This window comes from Micromonospora sp. NPDC005173 (genome assembly GCF_040608515.1).
GTDB lineage: Bacteria > Actinomycetota > Actinomycetes > Mycobacteriales > Micromonosporaceae > Micromonospora.
This window is the reverse complement of sequence record NZ_JBEXIK010000004.1, coordinates 174,617-195,927: the sequence shown is the minus strand read 5'-3', so window position 1 is coordinate 195,927 and position 21,311 is coordinate 174,617. Positions and strand designations below refer to the sequence as shown.

General features: G+C 70.1%; 16 protein-coding genes and 1 pseudogene. 10 read left to right on the top strand and 7 right to left on the bottom strand.

Annotated features, from left to right (window positions below; translation table 11 throughout):
* The first annotated feature begins 18 nt into the window (after nucleotides 1–18).
* From ABZV00_RS07980 to ABZV00_RS07960, 5 genes are all read left to right on the top strand, one after another.
* Complete coding sequence (locus ABZV00_RS07980) at nucleotides 19–3,213, top strand: family 43 glycosylhydrolase (protein WP_355603123.1); 3,195 nt, start codon at nucleotides 19–21, stop codon at nucleotides 3,211–3,213.
* Nucleotides 3,214–3,237: 24 nt separating this feature from the next.
* A complete protein-coding gene (locus tag ABZV00_RS07975; RefSeq protein ID WP_355602877.1) occupies nucleotides 3,238–3,861 on the top strand; it encodes a hypothetical protein in 624 nt (207 codons plus the stop codon).
* Nucleotides 3,862–3,926: 65 nt separating this feature from the next.
* Entirely contained in the window at nucleotides 3,927–4,985 is a 1,059-nt protein-coding gene (locus ABZV00_RS07970; RefSeq protein WP_355602875.1) for a hypothetical protein, read from the top strand.
* 33 nt (nucleotides 4,986–5,018) lie between these two features.
* A complete protein-coding gene (locus ABZV00_RS07965) occupies nucleotides 5,019–8,096 on the top strand; it encodes a beta-L-arabinofuranosidase domain-containing protein (protein WP_355602873.1) in 3,078 nt (1,025 codons plus the stop codon).
* A 311-nt stretch (nucleotides 8,097–8,407) separates the two neighbouring features.
* Complete coding sequence (locus tag ABZV00_RS07960) at nucleotides 8,408–9,436, top strand: LacI family DNA-binding transcriptional regulator (RefSeq protein ID WP_355602871.1); 1,029 nt, start codon at nucleotides 8,408–8,410, stop codon at nucleotides 9,434–9,436.
* Nucleotides 9,437–9,489: 53 nt separating this feature from the next.
* Here the strand turns inward: ABZV00_RS07960 and ABZV00_RS07955 are convergent, their stop codons facing one another.
* On the bottom strand, nucleotides 9,490–10,512 hold the full coding sequence (locus ABZV00_RS07955) for a LacI family DNA-binding transcriptional regulator (RefSeq protein ID WP_355602869.1): 1,023 nt from the start codon (nucleotides 10,510–10,512) through the stop codon (nucleotides 9,490–9,492).
* Between the two features lie 360 nt (nucleotides 10,513–10,872).
* On the opposite strand from ABZV00_RS07955, the gene ABZV00_RS07950 reads away from it, so the two are divergent.
* On the top strand, nucleotides 10,873–12,009 hold the full coding sequence (locus ABZV00_RS07950; protein ID WP_355602867.1) for a low temperature requirement protein A: 1,137 nt from the start codon (nucleotides 10,873–10,875) through the stop codon (nucleotides 12,007–12,009).
* 34 nt (nucleotides 12,010–12,043) lie between these two features.
* Here the strand turns inward: ABZV00_RS07950 and ABZV00_RS07945 are convergent, their stop codons facing one another.
* Nucleotides 12,044–13,228 carry a low temperature requirement protein A gene (locus tag ABZV00_RS07945; RefSeq protein ID WP_355602865.1) on the bottom strand — a complete coding sequence of 395 codons (1,185 nt, stop codon included), beginning with the start codon at nucleotides 13,226–13,228 and terminating at the stop codon, nucleotides 12,044–12,046.
* 216 nt (nucleotides 13,229–13,444) lie between these two features.
* On the opposite strand from ABZV00_RS07945, the gene ABZV00_RS07940 reads away from it, so the two are divergent.
* On the top strand, nucleotides 13,445–14,257 hold the full coding sequence (locus ABZV00_RS07940) for an SAM-dependent methyltransferase (RefSeq protein WP_355602863.1): 813 nt from the start codon (nucleotides 13,445–13,447) through the stop codon (nucleotides 14,255–14,257).
* Between the two features lie 32 nt (nucleotides 14,258–14,289).
* Here ABZV00_RS07940 and ABZV00_RS07935 read toward each other — a convergent pair whose 3' ends face one another.
* Nucleotides 14,290–14,880: a TetR/AcrR family transcriptional regulator gene (locus ABZV00_RS07935; protein WP_355602861.1), complete on the bottom strand. Its 591-nt coding sequence runs from the start codon at nucleotides 14,878–14,880 to the stop codon at nucleotides 14,290–14,292.
* Nucleotides 14,881–14,970: 90 nt separating this feature from the next.
* Here ABZV00_RS07935 and ABZV00_RS07930 point away from each other — a divergent pair, with 90 nt between their 5' ends.
* Nucleotides 14,971–15,726 carry an SDR family oxidoreductase gene (locus ABZV00_RS07930; RefSeq protein ID WP_355602859.1) on the top strand — a complete coding sequence of 252 codons (756 nt, stop codon included), beginning with the start codon at nucleotides 14,971–14,973 and terminating at the stop codon, nucleotides 15,724–15,726.
* A gap of 148 nt (nucleotides 15,727–15,874) precedes the next feature.
* Nucleotides 15,875–16,591 (top strand): isocitrate lyase/phosphoenolpyruvate mutase family protein, encoded by a 717-nt coding sequence (locus ABZV00_RS07925; protein ID WP_355602857.1) that lies wholly within the window; start codon nucleotides 15,875–15,877, stop codon nucleotides 16,589–16,591.
* A gap of 19 nt (nucleotides 16,592–16,610) precedes the next feature.
* On the opposite strand, the gene ABZV00_RS07920 is transcribed toward ABZV00_RS07925, so the two are convergent.
* From ABZV00_RS07920 to ABZV00_RS07905, 4 genes and pseudogenes are all read right to left on the bottom strand, one after another.
* Nucleotides 16,611–17,339: a DUF1223 domain-containing protein gene (locus tag ABZV00_RS07920; protein ID WP_355602855.1), complete on the bottom strand. Its 729-nt coding sequence runs from the start codon at nucleotides 17,337–17,339 to the stop codon at nucleotides 16,611–16,613.
* Between the two features lie 145 nt (nucleotides 17,340–17,484).
* Complete coding sequence (locus tag ABZV00_RS07915; protein WP_355602854.1) at nucleotides 17,485–18,600, bottom strand: MFS transporter; 1,116 nt, start codon at nucleotides 18,598–18,600, stop codon at nucleotides 17,485–17,487.
* A pseudogene (locus ABZV00_RS07910) lies at nucleotides 18,515–18,970 on the bottom strand (MFS transporter); the annotation flags it as partial. The pseudogene ABZV00_RS07910 and the gene ABZV00_RS07915, both read right to left, overlap by 86 nt.
* A gap of 269 nt (nucleotides 18,971–19,239) precedes the next feature.
* Nucleotides 19,240–20,436: a DUF418 domain-containing protein gene (locus ABZV00_RS07905; RefSeq protein WP_355602852.1), complete on the bottom strand. Its 1,197-nt coding sequence runs from the start codon at nucleotides 20,434–20,436 to the stop codon at nucleotides 19,240–19,242.
* 106 nt (nucleotides 20,437–20,542) lie between these two features.
* On the opposite strand from ABZV00_RS07905, the gene ABZV00_RS07900 reads away from it, so the two are divergent.
* The gene (locus ABZV00_RS07900) at nucleotides 20,543–21,301 is read left to right on the top strand and encodes a TetR/AcrR family transcriptional regulator (RefSeq protein ID WP_355602850.1); all 759 of its coding nucleotides are present in this window, start codon (nucleotides 20,543–20,545) and stop codon (nucleotides 21,299–21,301) included.
* The last annotated feature ends 10 nt before the right edge of the window (nucleotides 21,302–21,311 follow it).

Sequence of the window (21,311 nt, the reverse complement as noted above, 5' to 3'; positions counted from 1 at the left end):
CCGCCAAACAGTGAGGAGATCGACACCGTGAACACCACCGTGGTGCGCGGCGCCGCCCCACCAACCGCCCGGCCGTCGCGTCGGCTCCGCAGGATGGCCGCCGCGACGGCGGTCGCCGGGCTCGTCGCCGCTGGCCTGGTCGGGGTCGCCGCGCCGGCCTACGCCGCCGATCCGTACACCTTCACCAACACCGTCAACCCGATCCTCGGCGACGGCAGTTACTACTCGGCCGATCCGGCGCCGGTCGTCGTGCCGGCCGGCGCTCCCGGTAACGACACCGACCGGGACGAGCTCTACATCTACACCGGCCATGACCAGGCCGGACCGTCCACCAACGACTTCATCATGAACGAGTGGGGCGCGTTTCGTACCACGGACGTCGAAGCCGGCGAGTGGACCCACCATCCGTCGCTGATGCGCCCGGAACAGGTCTTCGCCTGGGCGACACCGGGACGCGCGTACGCGGGCCAGGTCATGCAGGGCGTCGACAAGCGCTACTACTGGTACGTCCCGATCAACGAGCGGGACAGCCCGGCGGCCGACAAGTTCGCCATCGGCGTGGCCGTCTCGGACAGCCCGACCGGCCCGTGGACCGACCACGCGGGCGGGCCGATCATCTCCCAGCGGGTGCCCGCGGCCAACACCATCCACAACATCGACCCGACGATCCTCATCGACGGCACCGCCCCGAACCAGCGGGTGTACGTCTGGTGGGGCTCGTTCAGCCAGCTGCGCATGCAGGAATTCCAGCAGGACATGAAGACCCCGGTCGGCACCCAGCGCACCGTCACCGGCCTGACCGGCTTCTTCGAAGGCGCCTGGGTCTTCAAGCGCAACGACACCTACTACATGGCGTACGCCGGCAACAACGCCGGCCCGACCTCGCAGTGCACTCCGGCGAACTACCACGCCTGCATCGCGTACGGGACGGCGTCGTCGCCGCAGGGGCCGTGGACCTACCGCGGGACCGTGCTCCGGCCGGTCTCCTCGACGACGAGCCACCCGGGCATCCTGGAGTTCAACGGCACGTGGTACCTCGCCTACCACACCGCTGACGCCGTTGGCGGCGGCCACTTCCGCCGCTCGGTGGCGATCGACCCGCTGGAGTGGGACGACACGCTGACCCCGCCGCGGATGAAGCTCGTCACGCCGACACCGATCAGGGGACCGGACCGCACTCCCCGGCCGAACATCGCCCAGGAGGCGACGGTCACCGTCTCCAACCAACCGGTGCCCACCCAGTACTGGGTCAAGGCGCTCAACGACGAGATCGTCCGATCGAACCCGCTGCCACCGGACATGTGGGGGACCTGGACGGGCAACAACCCGCCACAGCAGTGGGTGCAGTACACGTGGGACCAGCCGATGCGGATCTCCGGTTCGCAGATCGACTTCTGGAACGACCAGCCGCAGGGCAGCGGCGTCGGGGTCGCCGCACCCGCCCGCTGGCGCGTCCAGTACTGGAACCTCGACACCGGGCAGTGGGCCGACGTGCCCAATCCGAGCGGCTTCCCGACCGGCACGCAGGGCTTCCAGGACACCACCTTCGACCCGGTGACCACCACGCAGGTACGCGCCGTGCTCGACGCGTCGACCAACGGCAGCACCTACTCGGCGGTGGCGGTCGAAGAGTGGAAGATCCTCGCAGTGCAGCCGGAGACCGTCAGCGCACCGGCGATGACGGTGGAGGTGGGGGAGACCGAACTGCCCGGCAGCGTTCCCGTGTCGTTCGGCGCCGAAACGCTGGGGGTGCCGGTCTTCTGGGACCCGGTGCAGCCCGACGACGTCGCGACGCCCAGAACGTTCACCATCCAGGGCAGTGTGCTCGGCTACGCCGCCGGCCGCGTATCCGCGCAGGTCAGGGTCATCTCGCCCGGCGACACCGAGGGCGACGAGACCCCGCCGACGCTGACGCTCACGCCCAGCGGCAGCGCGGGCAGTGCCGGCTGGTTCCGGTCCGCGGTGCGAGTGCGCGTCGCCGGCACCGACGACCGTGGCGGTCGGCTGACCATCGAGTCGCGGGTGGACGACGGCGAGCCGGTCACCGCGAGTGACGTGCGGTCGGTTGACGTCACCGTCTCCGGAGACGGTCAGCACACCGTGCGGGCGACCGCGACCGACCGCGCCGGCAACGTCTCCGCGCCCGCGAACGTCCCCGTACGCATCGACGCCACGGCACCGGTCAGCACCGCCACCGCGAACAGCGCCACCCGGACGGTCACACTGACCGCCAGCGACGCGACCTCCGGGGTAGCCCGCATCGAGTACTCCATCGGCACCGGCGCGTGGACCGCCTACAGCGGCGCCATCGCGGCACCCGACTCCAACCGGCACACCGTGTTGTTCCGTGCGCTCGACGTGGCAGGGAACCTGGAGACCGCCAAGACGGTCACCATCCCGGCGGACCTGTCCGGGCCACTCACGGGCAACATCGGGCCCATCGCGACCCCGACCGCCTCCTACACGGCGGGTTGGAACAGCGTCACGGCCCTCAACGACGGCGCCGACCCGTCGAACCCGAGCCAGGCCCAGCTCTGGGGCACCTGGTCCGGCACCCGTCCGGCGACCCAGTGGGTCCAGTACGACTGGTCGCGCCCGGTACGAATCACCGGCGCCGAACTGAAGTTCTGGCGGGACGCCAACCGCGGCACCGGCGACGGCGTGGCCGAGCCCGACGGGTGGGTGCTGCAGTACTGGGACGAGCCCGGCTCGGCCTGGCGCGACGTGACCGGCGCATCCGCCTACGGCACGAGCACCACCGCGTTCAACACCGTCACCTTCGACCCCGTCACCACGCCCCGGGTGCGGGCCACGATCCGGGCCAACGGGAACGGCACCACCTACTCGGCGGTCGCGATCACGGACTGGCGGGTCTTCGCCGACGACCCGGGCGTACCACCGGAGGTGCCCGTCACCGTCAGCGCGCAGGCGCGGTGCGTCGGCGGTAGGGCGTACGTCGCCGTGCAGGCGCGCAACGAGCACGACGCGCCGGTGGACATCGTCCTGGAGACGGCGCACGGCCAGCGTTCGGTCGCCAACGTGGCGCCGGGTGCGAACGCCTACCAGTCGTTCGCGACCCGGGCGGTCTCGGTGGCGGCCGGCTCGGCGACCGTCCGGGCCACCGGGCCCATCAACGGCGAGGACGTGACGACCGTCCGCACCGCAGACCACGCCGGTGTCGATTGTGCCGGCGATCCCCGTCAGGCTCCGTAACCACTAGTGACATTGGAGTAGCACATGACCACGTGGAATCGAAAGCGGTTGATCGCGGCGGGCGCGGTGCTGGTCGGGACGGTGGCGCTGCAGTCGCCGGCCCGGGCCGAGCCCGGTGACAACGCCGACGTGCAGGTGACGGTCGACATCGAGGAAATCACCGAACCGGGTGTGCTCGCCATGTCGATCGCCGGCAACTCGGTCGCGCTGTCCGAGGACGGCTCGACCCTGCTGGTCCGTCAGTTCGTCGGCACCCTGCCGACGGTGACGGTCACCGACACCCGTACGGCCGAGGAGGTGCCCGACAACGCCGCCTGGGCCGTGCTGGGTAGCGCCACCGACTTCGTCGGCGGCGCCGGCCAGGCTCCGATCAGCGCCGGCCACCTCGGTTGGAAGCCGCGCCTGCTCGACGGCGGCGACACCGGCCTGGTCTCCGGAGGCGAGGAGGTGGTGACCGTCCTGGACGAACCGACCCAGCCCGGCAACAACGTGGGCCTGGTCGACCAGGAGCTGTTGGTGTCGACGTTCGACTCCGCGGCGGTCACCGGCGACACGTACTCCGTCAACGCCGACCTGTACCTGCGGACCCCGGCGGATGTCGCCGCCGGCTCGTACACCTCGACGTTGACCCTGTCCCTGTTCGAGTGACGCACGGGTGGGGGCCGTCTCGCCGAGGCCCCCACCATCACATCCCTTCGTCGAAGGACCCCGCGATGATCCGGACCTTGCCGCGGACGCCGATGCGGCTGCTCGCCCTGCTGGCCGCGGTGCTCGTCACCGTGCCGATCGCACCCGCCACCGCGGTGGCGGAACCGACCAGTCCGACCCTGACCTGGGCGGTCCAGCCAGCCAACCAGCAGGGTCCCGACGGCCGCCGGTGGATCGAGCGCACGCTCGACCCGGGTCAGGTGGTGACCGAGCACCTGGCCGTGCGGAACCTCAGCGACGGCAGGGCGGTCTTCGCCCTGAAGGCCGCCGACGGCTACCTCACCGACAAGGGGCGCTTCAACATGCTCCCGTCCGACCGAGAGTCGGAGGACGGCGGCACCTGGATCACGGTGCAGAGGGCGGTCACCGTCGGGCCCAAGGAGACGAAGGTGGTGCCGTTCACCATCACCGTGCCGCACGACGCCTCGCCGGGGGACCACCCGGCCGGCATCGCGGCGACGGTCACGAGCACGGGGGGCACGGTCGCCGTCGAGAGCCGGGTCGGGTTCCGAGTCATGCTGCGGGCCAGCGGTACGGTCACGGCCGCCCTGGCGATCAGCGGTCTCACCGCCAGGTACGAGCGCTCGTGGAACCCCTTCTCGGCCGGCGCCATCCACCTCAGGTACACCACGACGAACAACGGCACCGTGGCGGTGACCGGTACCGGCCGGACGACCGCCACCGGGCCGCTCGGCCTGGGCACGCGGCAGACCTCAACGAAGGTCGACGAGATGCTTCCCGGCGGCAGCCGGGAGGTCGACGCCCGCGTCGACGGAGTCCGGGCATGGGGGCGACTTCGGACGAGCGTCGACGTCACCCCGGCCGTCCCCGGCGCTGGGCCCACGGGCGCCGAGATCCAGTCCGCCACCGCCACCGTCACGACCTGGGCTCTGCCCTGGCCGCAACTGGCCCTCGCTGCCATCCTCGCAGCCCTCGCCCTCACCATCCGGAGCACCGCCCGGCGACGCCGGCGGCGACTCGTGCAGTTGCTCGCCGACGCCCGGGACGAGGGTCGGGCGGAAGCCCGGGGGCAGGCCGAACCGTCAGCACGTACCCCCGCCTGAAAGGACGATTTTCACGTGGTCCAATCCGAGAAAATGCCCGCCAGTCGACGTCAGGTACTTCAGGCATCAGCCGTCGGTGTCGCCGCGGTGGCCACCGCGGGCGCGCTCCCGACGACCGCTGCCCAGGCAGCAACAACCTCCGATGCGACAATCGGCCCGACCGCGCGGGGCGCGACCCCGGCCGATCCCGGCCCCGGCGGCACCGCCCCGGTCAGGCCGTTCCAACTGCGCGACGTGACGCTGGGCGACGGCCTGCTCCAGGAGAAGCGCGACCGGATGAAGAACTACCTTCGGCAGCTCGACGAGCGGCGCTTCCTCGTGCTGTTCAACAATCAGGCCGGTCGGCCGAACCCGCCGGGCGTCTCCGTCCCCGGGGGCTGGGAGGACGGCGGGCTGCTCAGCGGCCACTGGGCCGGCCACTTCATGACAGCCCTGGCGCAGGGCTACGCCGACCATGGAGAGCCGATCTTCAAGAGCAAGCTCGACTGGATGGTCGACGAGCTCGCGGCGTGCCAGGCCGCTATCACCGCGCGGATGGGCGGCGACCCGGGCGGTGAGGAACCGGAGGAGCCGCAGATCGGCCGGGTGCCGGGCCGCTTCGGAAGTGGCCTCCGCCTGAACGGCCCCAGCCGGGCACAGCACGTGGCCCTTCCCCAGGAGGCGATCAGCCAGCTCGCCGACTTCACCATCGCCACCTGGGTGAATCTCGCATCCGCCCAGAGCTGGAGCCGGCTGTTTGACTTCGGCCAGAACACCACGGTCAACATGTTCCTGACCCCGCGTGCCGGTGTCACCGGCAACGTGCCGAGGTTCGCGATCACGGTCAGCGGAAGCGGCGGGGAGCAGCGGATCGACGGCGCCGCGGCATTGGCGACCAACCAGTGGGTGCATCTGGCCGTCACCCTCACCCAGAACACCGGCACGCTGTACGTGAACGGCCAGCAGGCCGGCCAGAACACGGCCATGACCCTCAGTCCGGCCGACCTCGGGAACCCCGGAAACCGGTGGATCGGGCGGTCGCAGTACGGCGATCCGTTCCTGGACGCGACCGTCGACGAGTTCCACATCTTCGACCGTGCCCTGATCCAGCCAGAGGTCCAGTCGTTGCTGGACTCGGCGGACGGGAGCACCGGCGGCGGGTCGATCGCCTGGTACCGGTTCGAGGAGGAGGAAGGCTCCACGATCAGGGACGCCTCGCCCAACGGCCGGGACGGCGGCATCGTGGCGAGCCAGAGCGGCGGGGCCGCCGTCTGGGTCCCGACCCACCCGGGTTATCTGGGCGCGATCCCGGAGGACGCGGTGCTCCGACTCGGTCCGCCGAGGTGGGCCGTCTACGGCGGCGACCTGACCACCAACACCTGGGCGCCGTGGTACACGCAGCACAAGATCATGCGTGGTCTGCTCGACGCGTACTACCACACGGACAACCAGAAGGCCCTCGACGTGGTCGTCAGGATGGCCGACTGGGCTCACCTCGCGCTCACCGTCGGGGACAAGAACCACCCCGCGTACTCGGGCCCGATCACCCGGGACAACCTGAACTACATGTGGGACCTCTACATCGCGGGCGAGACCGGCGGCGCGAACGAGGTGTTCCCCGAGATCTACGCGCTCACTGGCGACGCGAGGCACCTGGACACCGCCAAGCGCTTCGACAACCGGGAGTCACTCTTCGACGCCTGCGTCGAGAACCGCGACATCCTCGTCACGACGCCACAGACCCGTCCCGGTCGTCGTCGGCCGGACCGGCTGCACGCCAACTCGCACGTGCCGCAGTTCATCGGCTACCTGCGCGTCTACGAGCACAGCGGCGACCGCGAGTACCTCCAGGCCGCCAAGAACTTCCTCGGAATGGTCGTCCCGCACCGGATGTATGCCAACGGCGGGACGGGCGGCAACTACCCAGGTTCCAACAACAACACCGAGTTGTTCCAGAACCGGGGCAACATCGCGAACTCGATCGCCCAGGGCGGCGCGGAGACCTGCACCACCTACAACCTGATCAAGCTGGCTCGTAACCTGTTCCTCCACGAGCACAACCCGGCCTACCTGGACTACTACGAGCGCGGCCTGCTCAACCAGATCCTTGGTTCGCGCGCCGACAACACGAACGTCAACAACCCGCAGGTCACCTACTTCCAGCCGCTGACCCCGGGGGCCACCCGCAGCTACGGCAACACCGGCACCTGCTGCGGCGGCACCGGCATGGAGAACCACACCAAGTACCAGGAGACGATCTATTTCAAGTCGGCCGACGGCAGGACGCTCTGGGTCAACCTGTACGCACCGTCGACGCTGACCTGGGCCGAGAAGGGCTTCGTCGTCACTCAGGAGACGAGCTACCCGCGGGACGACCGCACCAGGCTGACCGTCAACGGCCGCGGCCGGCTCGACATCAAGCTGCGGGTGCCGGGCTGGGTGCAGAAGGGCTTCTTCGTCACGATCAACAGCGTCGCTCAGAAGGTCGCCGCCAAGCCCGGCAGTTACCTGACCTTGAGCCGGACCTGGAAGCCGGGCGACACGATCGAGATTCGGATGCCGTTCAGCATCCGAATCGAGCGGGCCCTGGACCGCCCCGACACGCAGTCGGTCTTCTGGGGTCCCCTCCTCATGCAGATCCTGGGGAACCCGGGTGTGGGCAACTACCGGGAACTGTCCCTGTACCGCCACTTGAAGCGGGACGGCGACTACGCCCGCTCGGCGATCACTCGCGACAGCACCACGGCGAAGGGTGACGCGCTGTTCACCACGCACGGCTTCACCCTGCGGCCGTACCACATCGGCGACGCCCAGGCCGCCTCGACGTACTTCCGGCGGGTCGAGCCGACGATCGTGTTCGGGTCGGTCGACACCGGTGTGCCGAACCGCAAGCGGAACGACGGGCTGCCGAACTACGACGTGCCCGTAGCGGGCATTCCGTCGCCCGGCAGCGACGGCCCCACCTTCCTCGACCTGGTCTGGGATCAGGCGCCCTTCAAGAACCACGGCCAGTTCGTGTCGACCGTCAGTCACATCGCGAAGGCGTTCGTCGAGGCCGGCATCTTCAGCCGGGGGGAGAGGTCGATCGTCGTGACGAGCGCCGCTCGATCGAACAAGGAGCTCGCTCCGTAGGCGGTGCCGGCTGTTGCCCGCCCACTCCATGGATGGCCGTGGCCCGGTCGACCCGACCGGGCCTCGGCTGTTCCGGTGGCCCAACGGCCGGCCGCTCAAGGTTTCGAGAGAGGTTTCGAGGAGGCGAGTTGCCGCGACCCCGCCTGCCACAAGAGCCCCGGGATCCCCGTGTAGTGTTCGGGCTGCAACCCCGCCGCAACGTCGCCGAAAAGGTTTTAGGATGTGCTTCCGCTGGCTGACCGACACGACACTCCGGCGGCGGCCTCGCCGACGCCCACCGCTGCGGTGTGGGTCGCTGGGAGGGAGCAAGCATGACCACCGAGCCTGAGGTCCCCGCTTATCGCCCGCCCACGCTCACCGATGTCGCCAAGCTCGCCGGGGTGTCGGTGGCGACCGCGTCCAAGGCCATCAACGGACGCGGCGAGGTGCGGACGACCACGAGAGTCCGAGTGCTGGAGGCCGCGGAGTTGCTGTCCTTCGCGCCGAACGCCCTGGCCCGCGGGCTTCTCAGTGGTCGGACCGGGACCGTCGGCCTGCTGACGAGCGACCTGGAGGGGCGCTTCTCGATCCCCATCCTGATGGGCGCGGAGGACGCATCCGGGGCCGGTCAGGTCTCGGTCTTCCTGTGCGACGCGCGCGGCGACGCGATCCGGGAGAAGCATCACGTACAGGCGCTGCTGTCCCGGCGCGTGGACGGCCTCATGGTCGTGGGCTCCCGCACCGACCCCCGCCCGCCGCTGGCCGGCAACATCCCCGTGCCGGTCGTGTACGTCTACGCCCCCTCCGCCGATCCGGCGGATATCTCGATCACCGTCGACAACGTGGGAGGTGGACGGCTCGCCATCGAGCACCTGCTGGCGTGCGGCCGGCGCAACATCGCCCACATCACCGGGGAGGCCGGTTTCCAGGCGGCCCGGGACCGCGCCGAGGGCGCGGCGGCGATGCTCGCTTCCGCCGGCCTGAGAATGGTCGGCGACCGGCCCTACTTCGGGTCGTGGGACGAGTCCTGGGGGAGAGCCGCCGCACACATGGTCGTCGAGCAACATCCCGAGGTCGACGCGATCTTCTGCGGCAGCGACCAGATCGCACGGGGTGTCCTGGAGACGCTGCGCGACTTCGGACGCGATGTGCCGCGAACGATCTCGGTGATCGGCTTTGACAACTGGGAAGCCATCGCCGCGGACTCACGCCCGCGTTTGACCAGCATCGACATGAACCTCAAACATCTCGGCGCGGTGGCCGGCCAACGGCTCTTCGCAGCTATCGACGGTGCCGCGGCCAGCTCGGAGGAGTTCCCCGGTCGCGTCGTGATGCGCGAGTCGACCCTGCCCGTCGGCTGAGTGTCGGGGGGTGGATGCCGGCGCGGGTGGTCGAGGCCCTCGGCGAGCGGGTATCAGCGATGCAGCACGGGGCCGGTGGACTCGCGTACCACGAGGCGGCCGGGTTGCCGGATGACGCCGGCGCCGGCGTTGCCGTCCATGGCGGCGAAGAGGTGATTGACCGCGGCGGCGCCGAGTTGTTCGAGATTGAGGTCCACGGTGGTCAGGGGCGGTCGACAGTCGGCGGCGAAGAACTCCCAGTTGTCGTATCCGACGATCGCCACGTCGTCCGGGATTCGCCGACCGAGGTCGCGCAGGGTGTCGGCGGCGCCAGCGGCGACCTGGTCGTTGCCGCAGAAGATCGCGTCCACGTCAGGTCGGGCGGCGAGCAGTAGCCGGGCGGCGTGCCGGCCCCACCGTTGCGACCACTCGCCGTAGAGCGGGTCGCCGGCGGGGGTGAGCCCCGCGTCGGCGAGCACCGCTCGTAGTCCGGCGACCCGATCGCGTGCCGCGCGGTAGGTGTCCGGCCCGGTGATGTGCCCGATCCTGCGTCGGCCGTGTGACACCAGATGTTCGGCGGCGAGCCGGGCGCCGCCCTCGTCGTCGGCGACGATCGACAGGTCTCGCGGATCGGTTGACTCGGCGTAGGCGTAGACCACCGGGACCGGGATGTCCTGTGTCAATGACGGGCGCAGGTCGTTGCTGTCGCCGACCACGATGAACCCGTCGACCTGGCGGGCGAGCAGGGTGCGGATGTAGTGCTGGCGGCGGATCGCGTCGCCGCGAGCGTCGCAGAGCAGGACGGACATCTGCCCGTTGCCGAGGGCGTTCTCGGCGCCGAGCAGGATGGGTATGGCGAACCGGCCGCCGAGTTCGTCAGTGAGCAGCCCGACCGTGCGGGTGCGCCCGGAGATCAGACCGCGGGCCAGCACGTTGGGCTGGAAGGACAGTTCGGCGGCAGCCCGCAGCACCCGCTCCCGGGTTTCCGGGGCGACCTCGGCGCGGCTGTTCAGTGCCTTGGATGCGGTGGCCACGGAGGTGCCGGCCCGGCTCGCCACGTCGCTCAACGTCACTGACTGGGATCGTCGTCGGCCCACCGAAAGCCTTTCGCAAACATTTCAGGGTGGTTGGTGGCTTGCTTGCTGCCCCTTGGTTCTCGTAAGAGTAGTGCGCAGACCGGCTCCGGGGAAGGCGACGAAGCCGTCGAGGCAAGGTGGACGGCCGATACCGACGACGGCCAATCGAAAGCGTTTTCGGACCGCAGCGCCTCGACAGCTGCCCCACTGACCGCGTCAGGTCCTTCACGCGGCACCCGGCCCCGGGCAACCACCCTACGTCAATCTCTCATTACCCGTAGTGTCGTCATCCGGTGGCGGTGACGGTGGACGGGCGCGGCAGGGTGGTCGATGACAGCGGATGGCGACGCCGGGGTTGCGGTTTCCGGCCGGAGGAATCCGGTGCATCCGGCACTCCTGGAACTCTTCTTCGACCTGGTCTACATCTTCGCGCTGATCTCCCTCGCGGAGAAGCTGGCCACCGAGCTCACCTGGACGGGTGCCGCGCAGACCGTGGTGCTGCTGCTCGCGTTCACGTTCATCTGGGCGCTGACCGCGTGGGCGGGTGAGTCGCTCGACCGGGGCCGGCCAGCGGTCCAGCTGCAGTTCATCGGGGCGATGGCGGCAAGCCTGCTGTTGGCGGCCACGGTCCCCGACGCGTACGGCAGCCGTGGCCTGCTGTTCGCGATCACCTACGTGGCGATCCACGTCGGCTCCGGCGTCTACCACCTGCTGATCGTGCGGGAGACGTCCCGGCGTGGCAGGAACGGTCGGGTCCTGTTCTGGGAGGCCATCGCCGCAATCGGGTGGATCAGTGGAGGGTTGCTCGGCGACACGGCTCGGCTGGTGCTCTGGGCGACGGCGGTCGGGGTGGAGTACACCGCGGCCGCTCTCGGCTGGCCGGTGCTGCGATTGGGGCGTCCGCGCTCGGAGGAGTGGGGGCCGGCCAGCGAGAGACTCTCCGAGCGGTACCGGCAGTTCGTCATCATCGCGCTCGGCGTCTCGATATTCACGACAGCGGAGACCTTCAGTCAGAGCGACTACACGGTTCCGCGGGTCTGGGCGCTTGTGGTCGTCTTCCTGGTCGTGGTGCTGATGTGGCGGATCTACATCTATCGTGCGGGAGAACTCCTGACCGACGCGATCGCCAAGTCGACGAACTCCGCCCTGCTGGGCCAGTCCGCCGCAGTCACTCACCTGATCATGGTGGCCGGTATCGGGGGCGCGGCGGTCACCAGCAAGCTCGTCATCGACCGCCCGTTCGGCGAGACCCCACCGTCCTGGGCCGCGGTCATCCTCGGTGGACCGGCTCTCTTCCTGATCGGCCGTGGGCTGCTCGACTACACCGTGTTCGGTCGGGTGTCCAGGTCGCGGCTCGCTGGTCTGGTCCTGCTGGGCGGGGTGGCACCGGCGACGCACCTGCTGCCGCCGCTCATGGTCGTCCTCCTCGCCGTGGTCGTTCTCGCCCTGGTCGCCGTGGCGAACCTGCTGAGCACCCGGGTGCAGACCCGTACGGCGAGGCCACCGGCGTTGAACTGACGTCGACGGGCGGCAGCGCCGGCACTCCTACGGCTCACCGGGCGGGCATCGGCGCACTGGTCAGCCGCGAGCGCGGGGCTGCCGTCTCCACGATCAGCGTGAGCAGCAGGACCAGGTTCGCCACGATCATGATGGCGAGCGGTGGCAGCAGCGGCATCGCGGGTCCGACGGCGCCCAGCACGACCATCCCCACCACCCGTGACCAGAGGATCCGACTGGTGACCACGAAGTCGAACAGGCAGCCACCGAGCAGGAAGAGCGCGGGTCCACCCAGGATGGCGACGATCCAGCCCGACGGGGCCTCGCCGAACGGGCGGTCGATGACGAGTGAGTCACTGGCGGAGATGACCACCACCCCCGCCACCATGACCAGGTGGGTGTACGAGGTGGCGGTGCCGGAGCGGACCCGTTCCACCGTCGAGACGGCGGTCGGCGCCAGTAGCTGCCGGATCCGGTGGAAGTAGATGTGGAACAGCAGGAGCGCGTTGGCGAACGCGATCGTGCACGCGACCACCCGGCCGGCCTCGAAGCCGCTGGCGGCCAGGCCCATCCCGATGGCCAGGATCAACTCGCCGAGCGAGATGATGAAGATCTGCCGGTGCCGTTCGGACAGGTGTGCGCCGGTGAAGATCTGGCTGGCGAGTTCGGTGCGACCGAGCCCCGGCGTCGGCCAACCGATCCGGGCCGACCCGAGGTCGACCGCCACCGCGATGGACCAGAGCACCAGCCTGGCCGTGCCGTCCACGAACACGCCGGCCACCCAGGGCCCGACGGTGACACCGAACCAGAAGAAGACCCGGATGCTCCTGGCCTGGATTGGCCGGTTCACCCGGGTGCCGGGGATGAGAACCGAATCCCGGGCGAGGTGGATGGCGAAGTACGCCGCGACGAAGAGCCACGCGTGTGTGCCGAAGGCACGCGGCACCGCGACGGCCATCAACAGGGTGCCGAACATGACCACGAGAACGGTGGCCTGGATCAGCGGCAGCCGCGGATTGAACAGGTCGGTGAGCCACGCGGTCAACACCCAGACCCACCATGCGGCCAGCAGCAGGACGGCGGTCTGCGCCGCGTTGCGAGCGCTGAGATCGTGGACCAGTCCCGCGGAGAGCCGGGAGAACATGAAGATGAAGACCAGATCGAAGAAGAGCTCCAGGAACGTCGGAAACTCGGGCGCGCCGGGTCGGCGAAGAATCCGGGGTAGCGGACTCGACGTCACGGCGTCTGCCTCCTATGGGACGCCGGGCCGGGAGCGGAGGCGCTGGCAACCTGGCAAGATTCCTGTCAACTCTGAACCTATAAAACAGGACATGCCCGGGCACCCGAAAGGGCTCAGCCCGTCACAGCTGTTTCTTTGATCTTCAGGCATTGAAGGTCACCGGGGCTCGGGCCTATCGTGTCCGGGACCAACCACGTCACAACCAGAGGAGCCTCGGTGACGGACGCGCCTTCCACGGACGGGGGCCGGGCGAGCACAGTGGACACCAGCGTCCCGCACTCGGCCCGGTTGTGGAACTACCTCCTCGGCGGCAAGGACAACTTCGCCGCTGACCGGGAGGCCGCCGAGCAGGTGCTCGCCTTCATGCCGGAGTTGGTCCAGTCGGCCCGGTTCAACCGCGAGTTTCTGGGCCGTGCCGTGCGGCACCTCGCCGGTGACGCTGGCATCCGGCAGTTCCTCGATATCGGCACCGGCCTACCCACCGCGAACAACACCCACGAGGTCGCCCAGGCGACCGCCCCGGAATCGCGGATCGTCTACGTCGACAACGACCCGATGGTGCTGGTGCACGCTCGGGCGCTGCTGACCAGCAGCCCGGCGGGCGCCACGGACTACCTCGAGGCCGACCTGCGGGACCCGGGCCCGATCCTCGTGCAGGCCCGCCGGACACTGGACTTCGGGCAGCCGGTGGCGATCATGCTGTTGGGGATCCTGAACTTCGTCGTCGACGACGACGAGGCGACGCGGATCGTCCGGCGTCTCGTGGACGCCGTACCCACCGGCAGCTACCTGGTCATCTCCCACCCGACCCGCGAGGTCAACCCGGAAGCGGTCGACCAGGCTGTGGAGATGTGGAACGCCGGCGGCGCCGCGCCGATGTGCGTGCGGACACCGCAGGAGATCGCCAGGTTCTTCGACGGCCTCGACATCCTCGAGCCCGGCCTGCTCACCTGCTCCCAGTGGCGTCCGGACGGCAACGACACCACACCCGTCTCCGAATACTGCGCCGTGGCCCGCAAGAGCGGCTGAGCGGACGACGAGGCCGCGCGTGACCGCCGGTCTCAGGCCTCCGGCAGGAACTGGGCGGCGAGGGCACGCGCCGTCGCCGTCAGCTTGTCGATGTCCAGGCCGGTGCGGCCCATGAACACGAGCCCCTGCTGCGCGGCCAGCAGTGCGCGCGCCGTCTCGACCGGGTCGGCATCGCTCGGCATGTCACCCTCGTCCTGGGCTCGTACGACGCACTCGGCGACCAGGGCGGTGGTGCTTTCGTAGGTGCGACGCGCCTCCGCCAGGACGTCAGCGTCGGTGGTGGCCAGCTCGCAGGTGCTGTTCGCCATAAGGCAGCCGCGGCGGGCGGCGGCTCCGCCCGGGTCGCTCACCGGTGCCATCACGAACGCCCGCAGGGCGTCCAGGGCACGGGGAGTGGAGGTGAGCATCTCCCGCAGGTAGCCCCCGCTGGTGTCGGTGTAGCTGCGCAGCGCCCGAAGGAAGAGCTGGTGCTTGTCGCCGAAGGCCCCGTAGAGGCTGCCCTTGCCCAGCCCGCTGACGCGCATGAGGTCCTCCAGTGAGGTCGCCGCGTAGCCGGCGTCCCAGAACTGGTCCCGGACGGCGCGTAGCACCTGCTCCTCGTCGAACTGCCGCGGTCTGGCCATGTGACCAGCGTAGCAATTATTGACCGACCGGTCCACCAACCGTATGGTGGACCGCGCAGTCAAAAACCCGGTCACGTGAAGGGACCACTCATGTCACAACCTCTCCAAGGCAAGATCGCCCTCGTCACCGGCGGTTCCCGGGGCCTCGGCGCTGCCACGGCCCGTTCGTTGGCCGACTCCGGCGCGGACGTCGCGATCACCTACGTCGGCTCCGCCGACAAGGCCGCCGCGGTCGTCGAGGAGTTGGCGGGCCGGGGCGTACGCGCCGCCGCCTTCCAGAACGACCAGGCCGACACCTCGCGGGCACCCCAGCTGATCAACGACGTCGTGGCCCGGTTCGGCGGCCTGGACATCCTGGTCAACAACGCCGCCATCTCCGTGGAGCAGGGCAGAACGGTCGACGACCCCGACGCGGACATCGCCGCCCTGGACCGGATGCACGCCACCAACTACACCGGGGTCATCGCAATCATCCGCTCTGCGGCGAAGGTGTTGCGCGACAACGGCCGGATCGTCAACATCGGCTCCGGCGTCGGCTCCCGCGTCGGGGTCCCCGGCCTCGCTGACTACGCCGCGACCAAAGCCGGGCTCATCGGCTACACCAGGGGCGCCGCCCGCGACCTGGCACCGCGCGGCATCACCGTCAACATGGTGCAGGCCGGCCTGATGCTGACCGGCATGGAGCCGCCGAACCCGGAGGTCCTCAAGACCCTGGTATCGAGCCTCGCCCTCCAGCGGCTCAGCGACCCGGCCGAGACCGCGGCGGCCGTCACCTTCCCGGCCAGCCCGGCCGCCTCGTACATCACCGGCGCCGTGCTCGACTCCAACGGCGGGTACACCGCCTGACCGGATCGGAACCAGGCGTCTCGTGCTCGGCCGTCCGGAGGTACGTTGTGGGTCCCGCTGCGCTCAGCGCGGGCACATCGGCCGAGCGGTCCGCGCACCTTCGGTCCGTACCACCACCGTCCGCATCCCTTCGGGAGACGTGAAAAAGATGACCGCCGCCACCTTCCGCGCCCTGCATCACGGCCGTGCCGCCGGTGACCCGTTGGTCCTGCCCGGGCCGTGGGACGCGGCCAGTGCCCGGGTCTTCGCCGAAGCCGGCTTCCCGGCGCTCGCCACCCCGAGCGCCGGGGTCGCCGCTTCGCTCGGTTACGAGGACGGCGCGACCCCGCCGGACGAGATGTTCGCCGCGGTGGCGAGGATCGTCCGGGCCGTCCCGGTGCCCGTGTCCGCTGACATCGAGGGCGGTTACGGCCTCGCTCCCCGGGAGTTGGTCGGGCGGCTCCTGGAGGCGGGCGCCGTCGGCTGCAATCTGGAGGACTCCGAGAACCACGCCACGCTCAAGGATCCGCAGCGGCACGCGGACTGGCTGGCCGAGGTGCGGGCCGAAGCGGGCGACGCTCTCTTCATCAACGCGCGCGTCGACACCTTCCTGGTCGGGATGGGTGACCCGGCCGATGCCGTGGCGCGCGCCCGTCTCTATGTGGCCGCCGGCGCCGACTGCGTGTACCCGCTCCTGGCGCCGATCGAGGTGCTCCCGGTGCTGCGGGAGGGCATCGAGGGTCCGCTCAACATGGCGGCCGACACGGACAAGGAGTCGGTGGCCGAGTTGGGACGGCTGGGCGCCACGCGCATCACCTTCGGTCCGGGGATGCAGCGGTACGCGACGAGGGCGATCGGCGAACTCGCGGCAGGGCTGCGCTTCTGACGCCCGGCGATCCGGGCTGTTACCGAGGCTCGGCGGACAGGTCGATGGCCACGGCGCCGACGACGGCCTTGTCGCCGTCGTTCTGCACGTAGCCGACCACCGTGGCCCGTCGAGGGTCAAGATCTGGCGGCGTCTCCAGTTCCACCCGCCCACGCTCGGCGTCCAGACCCAACGACGTGAAGGCGCGCACCACGTTGTCCTGCCGCAGCGTCCGGCCGGCGTTCTCACCCCGGGCGACGTCGCTCTCCAGGCCGCGTTCCACGATCGCCACGTTCACCACCGCACGCTGCGGCGGAACCTCGGTCTGGTAGTCGATCATCACGCGCTGTCCACCGCCGGCGCCTCCGGCGGATTCCTGGACCGACAGGGCGAGCGGTGTGGTGGTTGCCGAGGTCAGGGCGGCCGCGATCGAGGCCGACGCCCGTCGACGGTCGGAACCGACGAACTCGATGGTGCCGTTGACCACCATCTGCGGCGTGTACAGGCGTCCGGAGCCGAAGGCCCGCGCGTACGCCTGCTGTCGCGCGGTGTACGCCGCGTCGGCGAACGGGTCCGGCCAGCCCAGATCGTCCCAGTAGTCGACGTGGAATCCGAGGGCGAAGACGGGCTGTCCCCTGGTCCGGGCATCGCGCTCGATCTCGGTCAGCACTTCCTCCGCGGGAGGACAGCTCGAGCAGCCCTGGGAGGTGAACATCTCCACGAGGGCGAAGCCGCCGTCCGTCGACCCGGTGCGCGGTGGGTCCGTCATGGCGCGTCTCCTCCGTCAGTCCTGCTGGCGGCTCTCCGATTCCCGTTCCGGCCGTGACCATGCCTGCTCACCGTCGCTGTGCACTGGCCAGGTCGCCCACCTGCCGGTACCGGACCGGGCAAAACTCCCGGGCCCGGGGCCACCGTCAGCGCCCCGCGCCTTCCGCGACGGGCGGACGGTCTGCCGAGGCAGCAGGGCGTGGTCTGCCGGGTCGCATGAGGACGGTCACGAGCAGGCCAGCGATGACCCCGACGGCTCCGGCCACGGCGAAGGTCGCCTGGACGCCGGCCACTCCGGCGGCGTGTGCCGCGCTGTCCAGCAGTTGCCGACCGGCTGCCGGAGCGGCACGCAGCAGGCCGGGTGTCTGCCCGCCGGCGATGGCGTGCGCGACGCGCCCCGGGTCTGGAATGTCACGTCCGGCCAGGATGCTCTGGGCGCGGGTGGTGAACACGCTGCCGAGCGCGGCGATGCCGAAGGCGAAGCCGAATTGGCGGGCGGTGTTGACCGCTCCGGCCGCCATGCCTCCGCGGTCGGCGGGCACCAGGGACATGGAGAACGAGCCGAGGATGGGTGTCGCGAGGCCGACGCCGACGCCGACGAGAGCGAGCCCCGGCAGCAGCGACGGCCAACCGGCCGGACCGCGCAGGAGCGCCGCCGTGAGCAGGCTGCCGAGCCCGACGAACAGCAGCCCGGCGCCGATCACCAGGTCTGGCCGGCGGCCGTGCAACACCCGCCCCAGCACCGCCGAGATGCCGAACGCGGTGACGGACAGGGGCAGGCCGGTGAGCCCCGCCGCGAGCGGACTCATTCCCAGCACGGACTGCAGCCAGATCGAGGTGTAGGTGAACGTGGTGAAAGCGGCGAACGTCAGCAGCAGCCCGGCGAGCAGCACCGCGACGAACGAGCGGTTGCGCAGGAGGGCGAGATCGAACATGGCGTGTCGGGTGCGGGCCTCGATCGCGACGAACCCGGCCAGCAGGAGCGCCGCGCCCCACCAGCAGCCACCAGACACCGACGGAGGTCCAACCGTCCTCGTTCGCGCGGATGAGTCCGTAGGTCGCGCAGGCCGCGGCGGCGCTGAAACTCGCCATGCCAGGGACGTCGATCCTGCGGCGGACCGGCGCGTGGGCTTCGGTGAGCGTCCTGCGACACAGCAGGATGGCGGCGGCGCTGACCGGCAGGTTGACGAGGAAGATCCAGCGCCACGACGCGCCCTCGGTGAGCAGCCCGCCGAGGATCGGCCCCAGCGCGGCCGAGGCACCCGACACCGCGCCCCAGATGCCGTAGGCGCTTCCCCGGTCACGACCGGTGTAGGCGTTGTTGAGCAGGGCGAACGTGGTGGCGAACATGGCCGCCGCGCCGACGCCCTGTACGGCGCGCGCGGCGATCAACACGCCCGAGTTCGGCGCGAGACCACACACCAGCGACGAGACGGCGAAGAGCGCGAGCCCGACGACGTAGGCCCGGCGGTGGCCCACCCGGTCGGCGATCGAGCCGGCGCCGAGCACCAGTGCGCCCAGCGCGAGAGCGTAGGTGTCCATGACCCACTGCAATGCCCGGAAGGACGCGTCCAGGTCGTCGACCATGTCGGGCAGGGCGACGATCACGATCGTGACGTCGATCAGGAGCATGAACGTACCCAGGCAGACCGTCAGCAGCGGCAGCCACTTGCGCATTCTGATACCTGTCTTCTTCCGGGCGGGTGCCTCGGCGGGTCGACTGCCCGAACTCCGGCTGGTCGAACAGACGCAACCAGCTTCCGCCCGTCCGGCGTCGGACAACCTGTGCGTGGCAGGTGATTCGAGTCCGCACCGCCGTACGGTGCACGCTGGGATCCACTCCAGCGCGCACCGCGCGCCCCTCCGGCCGGTGAGCCGGAGGGGCGTCGTACACCTGGGCCCTAGGTCCGGGGCCGGTAGGTCAGTCTGCGCAGGACGACCTCGGCGGGCCCGGGCCGCCCGCGCTTGTCGAGCAGGCGGGCGATCAGCACGGTCACCAGCCAGACGACGACCGCGATGATCAGGCCGCCAACGGTACGGCTGCCGAAACGGTCGCCGAGGGCGAGCGTGAAGGGTGCCAGGAGGACCAGCCAGGCCACCGACTGGAACAGGTATCCCGACAGGGAGCGCTGGCCCAGGGCGGAGAGCGCGCCGACGACGGGACCGCGCCGGATGACCCGCATGGCGACCAGGCCGAAGACGGCCACGTAGCCGGGGCCGGCGAACATGCCGCTGGCGCCGTGGAGCATGAGGCTCAGACTGGCGGTCGACGTGTCGACGTGCAGCCACCCGGCGCTGACCAGGGCAGCCGGGAGACCTCCGGCGACGGCGATCCCCAGTCCCAGGGCGGCGGTCCACCTGAGCAGGGTCCGGTGGCGGGCCAACTCTTCGAGGACGCGGCGGCGGGCCGCCCACATGCCCAGCCAGGTGATGAAGATGAAGGGCAAGACGGTCAGCGTGTGCGCCGGCCACTCGGCGAGGCGATCCAGGATGGACGTGACGTAGTCGGGCGCCGCGAGGGAGTCGACGTGGTCCGACGGCAGCGGAGCCGATCCGCCCGAGCCCTCGATGCGGCTCACCACGACGGCGCTGAGGACCAGGATCTCCACGACCGCCAGTGCCCACAGCACCAGCGCGATCCGGTGGAACCTGTCACCGCGGCGCAGCAGCACCAGGGTCATCACGATCCCCACGATCCCGTACGCGCCGAGGAAGTCGCCGTAGTAGAGCAGAGCGGCGTGCGCGAACCCGAAGACGACGAGCCACAGGTTGCGGCGCAACAGCACGGAGCGGACCTGCTGCCGTGTGGCGCCGGAAGCGTCCTGGCGCCGGGCGAGCTGGACGAGTCCGTAGCCGAACATCACGGCGAAGACCGGGTAGCCGCGTGCGTGGACGAGTTCGAACAGCAGGAAGTTGAGGCCGCGGTCCACACCTTGCGGCGTGCTGTCGAGGCCCGGCTCGCCAGCGAAGACGACTCCGGCGACGTTGGCCAACGCGATGATCAGCAGCATCGCTCCCCGGGCCAGGTCCGGTGCGAGGGCGCGTTCGGCGCGAAGCACCGGCCCTCTCGATGTGCGTGGTGCGGTGTCGATGCTCATGTCGTCCCTCTCCCCGTCCGGCTTAGTATGTCGGAGAAAGTATCACAGGCATACTAATGCCGTCTGGCATGATGAGCCCTGAATTCCGGAGGCGAACGAGGGGGCCATGACCAGCGACGACTTCGTTCCGGATCGGCTGCGCCGGCTGTGGGGCATGTCCGAGTCGTCGCGGCTCGGGCGGCCGGCAGCCCTCGACGTCAATCGGGTCGTCGCCGCGGCGGTGGAGATCGCCGACCGCGACGGGCTCGGCGGCGTGACGCTGCCCAAGGTCGCCAAGATCCTCGGCTTCACCGGAATGTCGCTCTACCGGTACGTCGGCTCCAAGGACGAGCTGCTCACGCTCATGGCCGACGCCGCCATGGGCGCACCGCCGGACCCCCGCACCGACGACTGGCGGGACGGGCTGAGCAGTTGGGCCTTCGCGCAACGCGCGGTGTACCAGCGTCGGACGTGGCTGACACGCGTGCCCACCTCCGGACCGCCCTCCGGCCCGAATCAGATCGCCTGGATGGAGACCGGACTGGCGGTCATGTCCCGTACCCGACTCGACTGGGCACACAAGATCGGCGTCCTGTCGCTGATCAGCGGCTACGTGGTCCAGTCCGTACGGCAGTACAGCGACCTCGCCGAGGGCAGGGCCGAAGGCCAGGGGCAGGCCGACGCCGAGCGCGACTACGGCCGCGCGCTGGTGCGTCTCGTCGAACCCGAGCGCTTCCCCGAGACAGCCCGGCTGTTCTCCTCGACGCTGTTCGAGGCGCCGCCGTCCGACACCCCTGACGCGACGATCGCTGACGCGGACTTCACGCTCGGACTGGAGTTGATCCTCGACGGCGTCGCCGTCAGGATCGGGCGCCCCGACTCCTGACGCGCGGTCC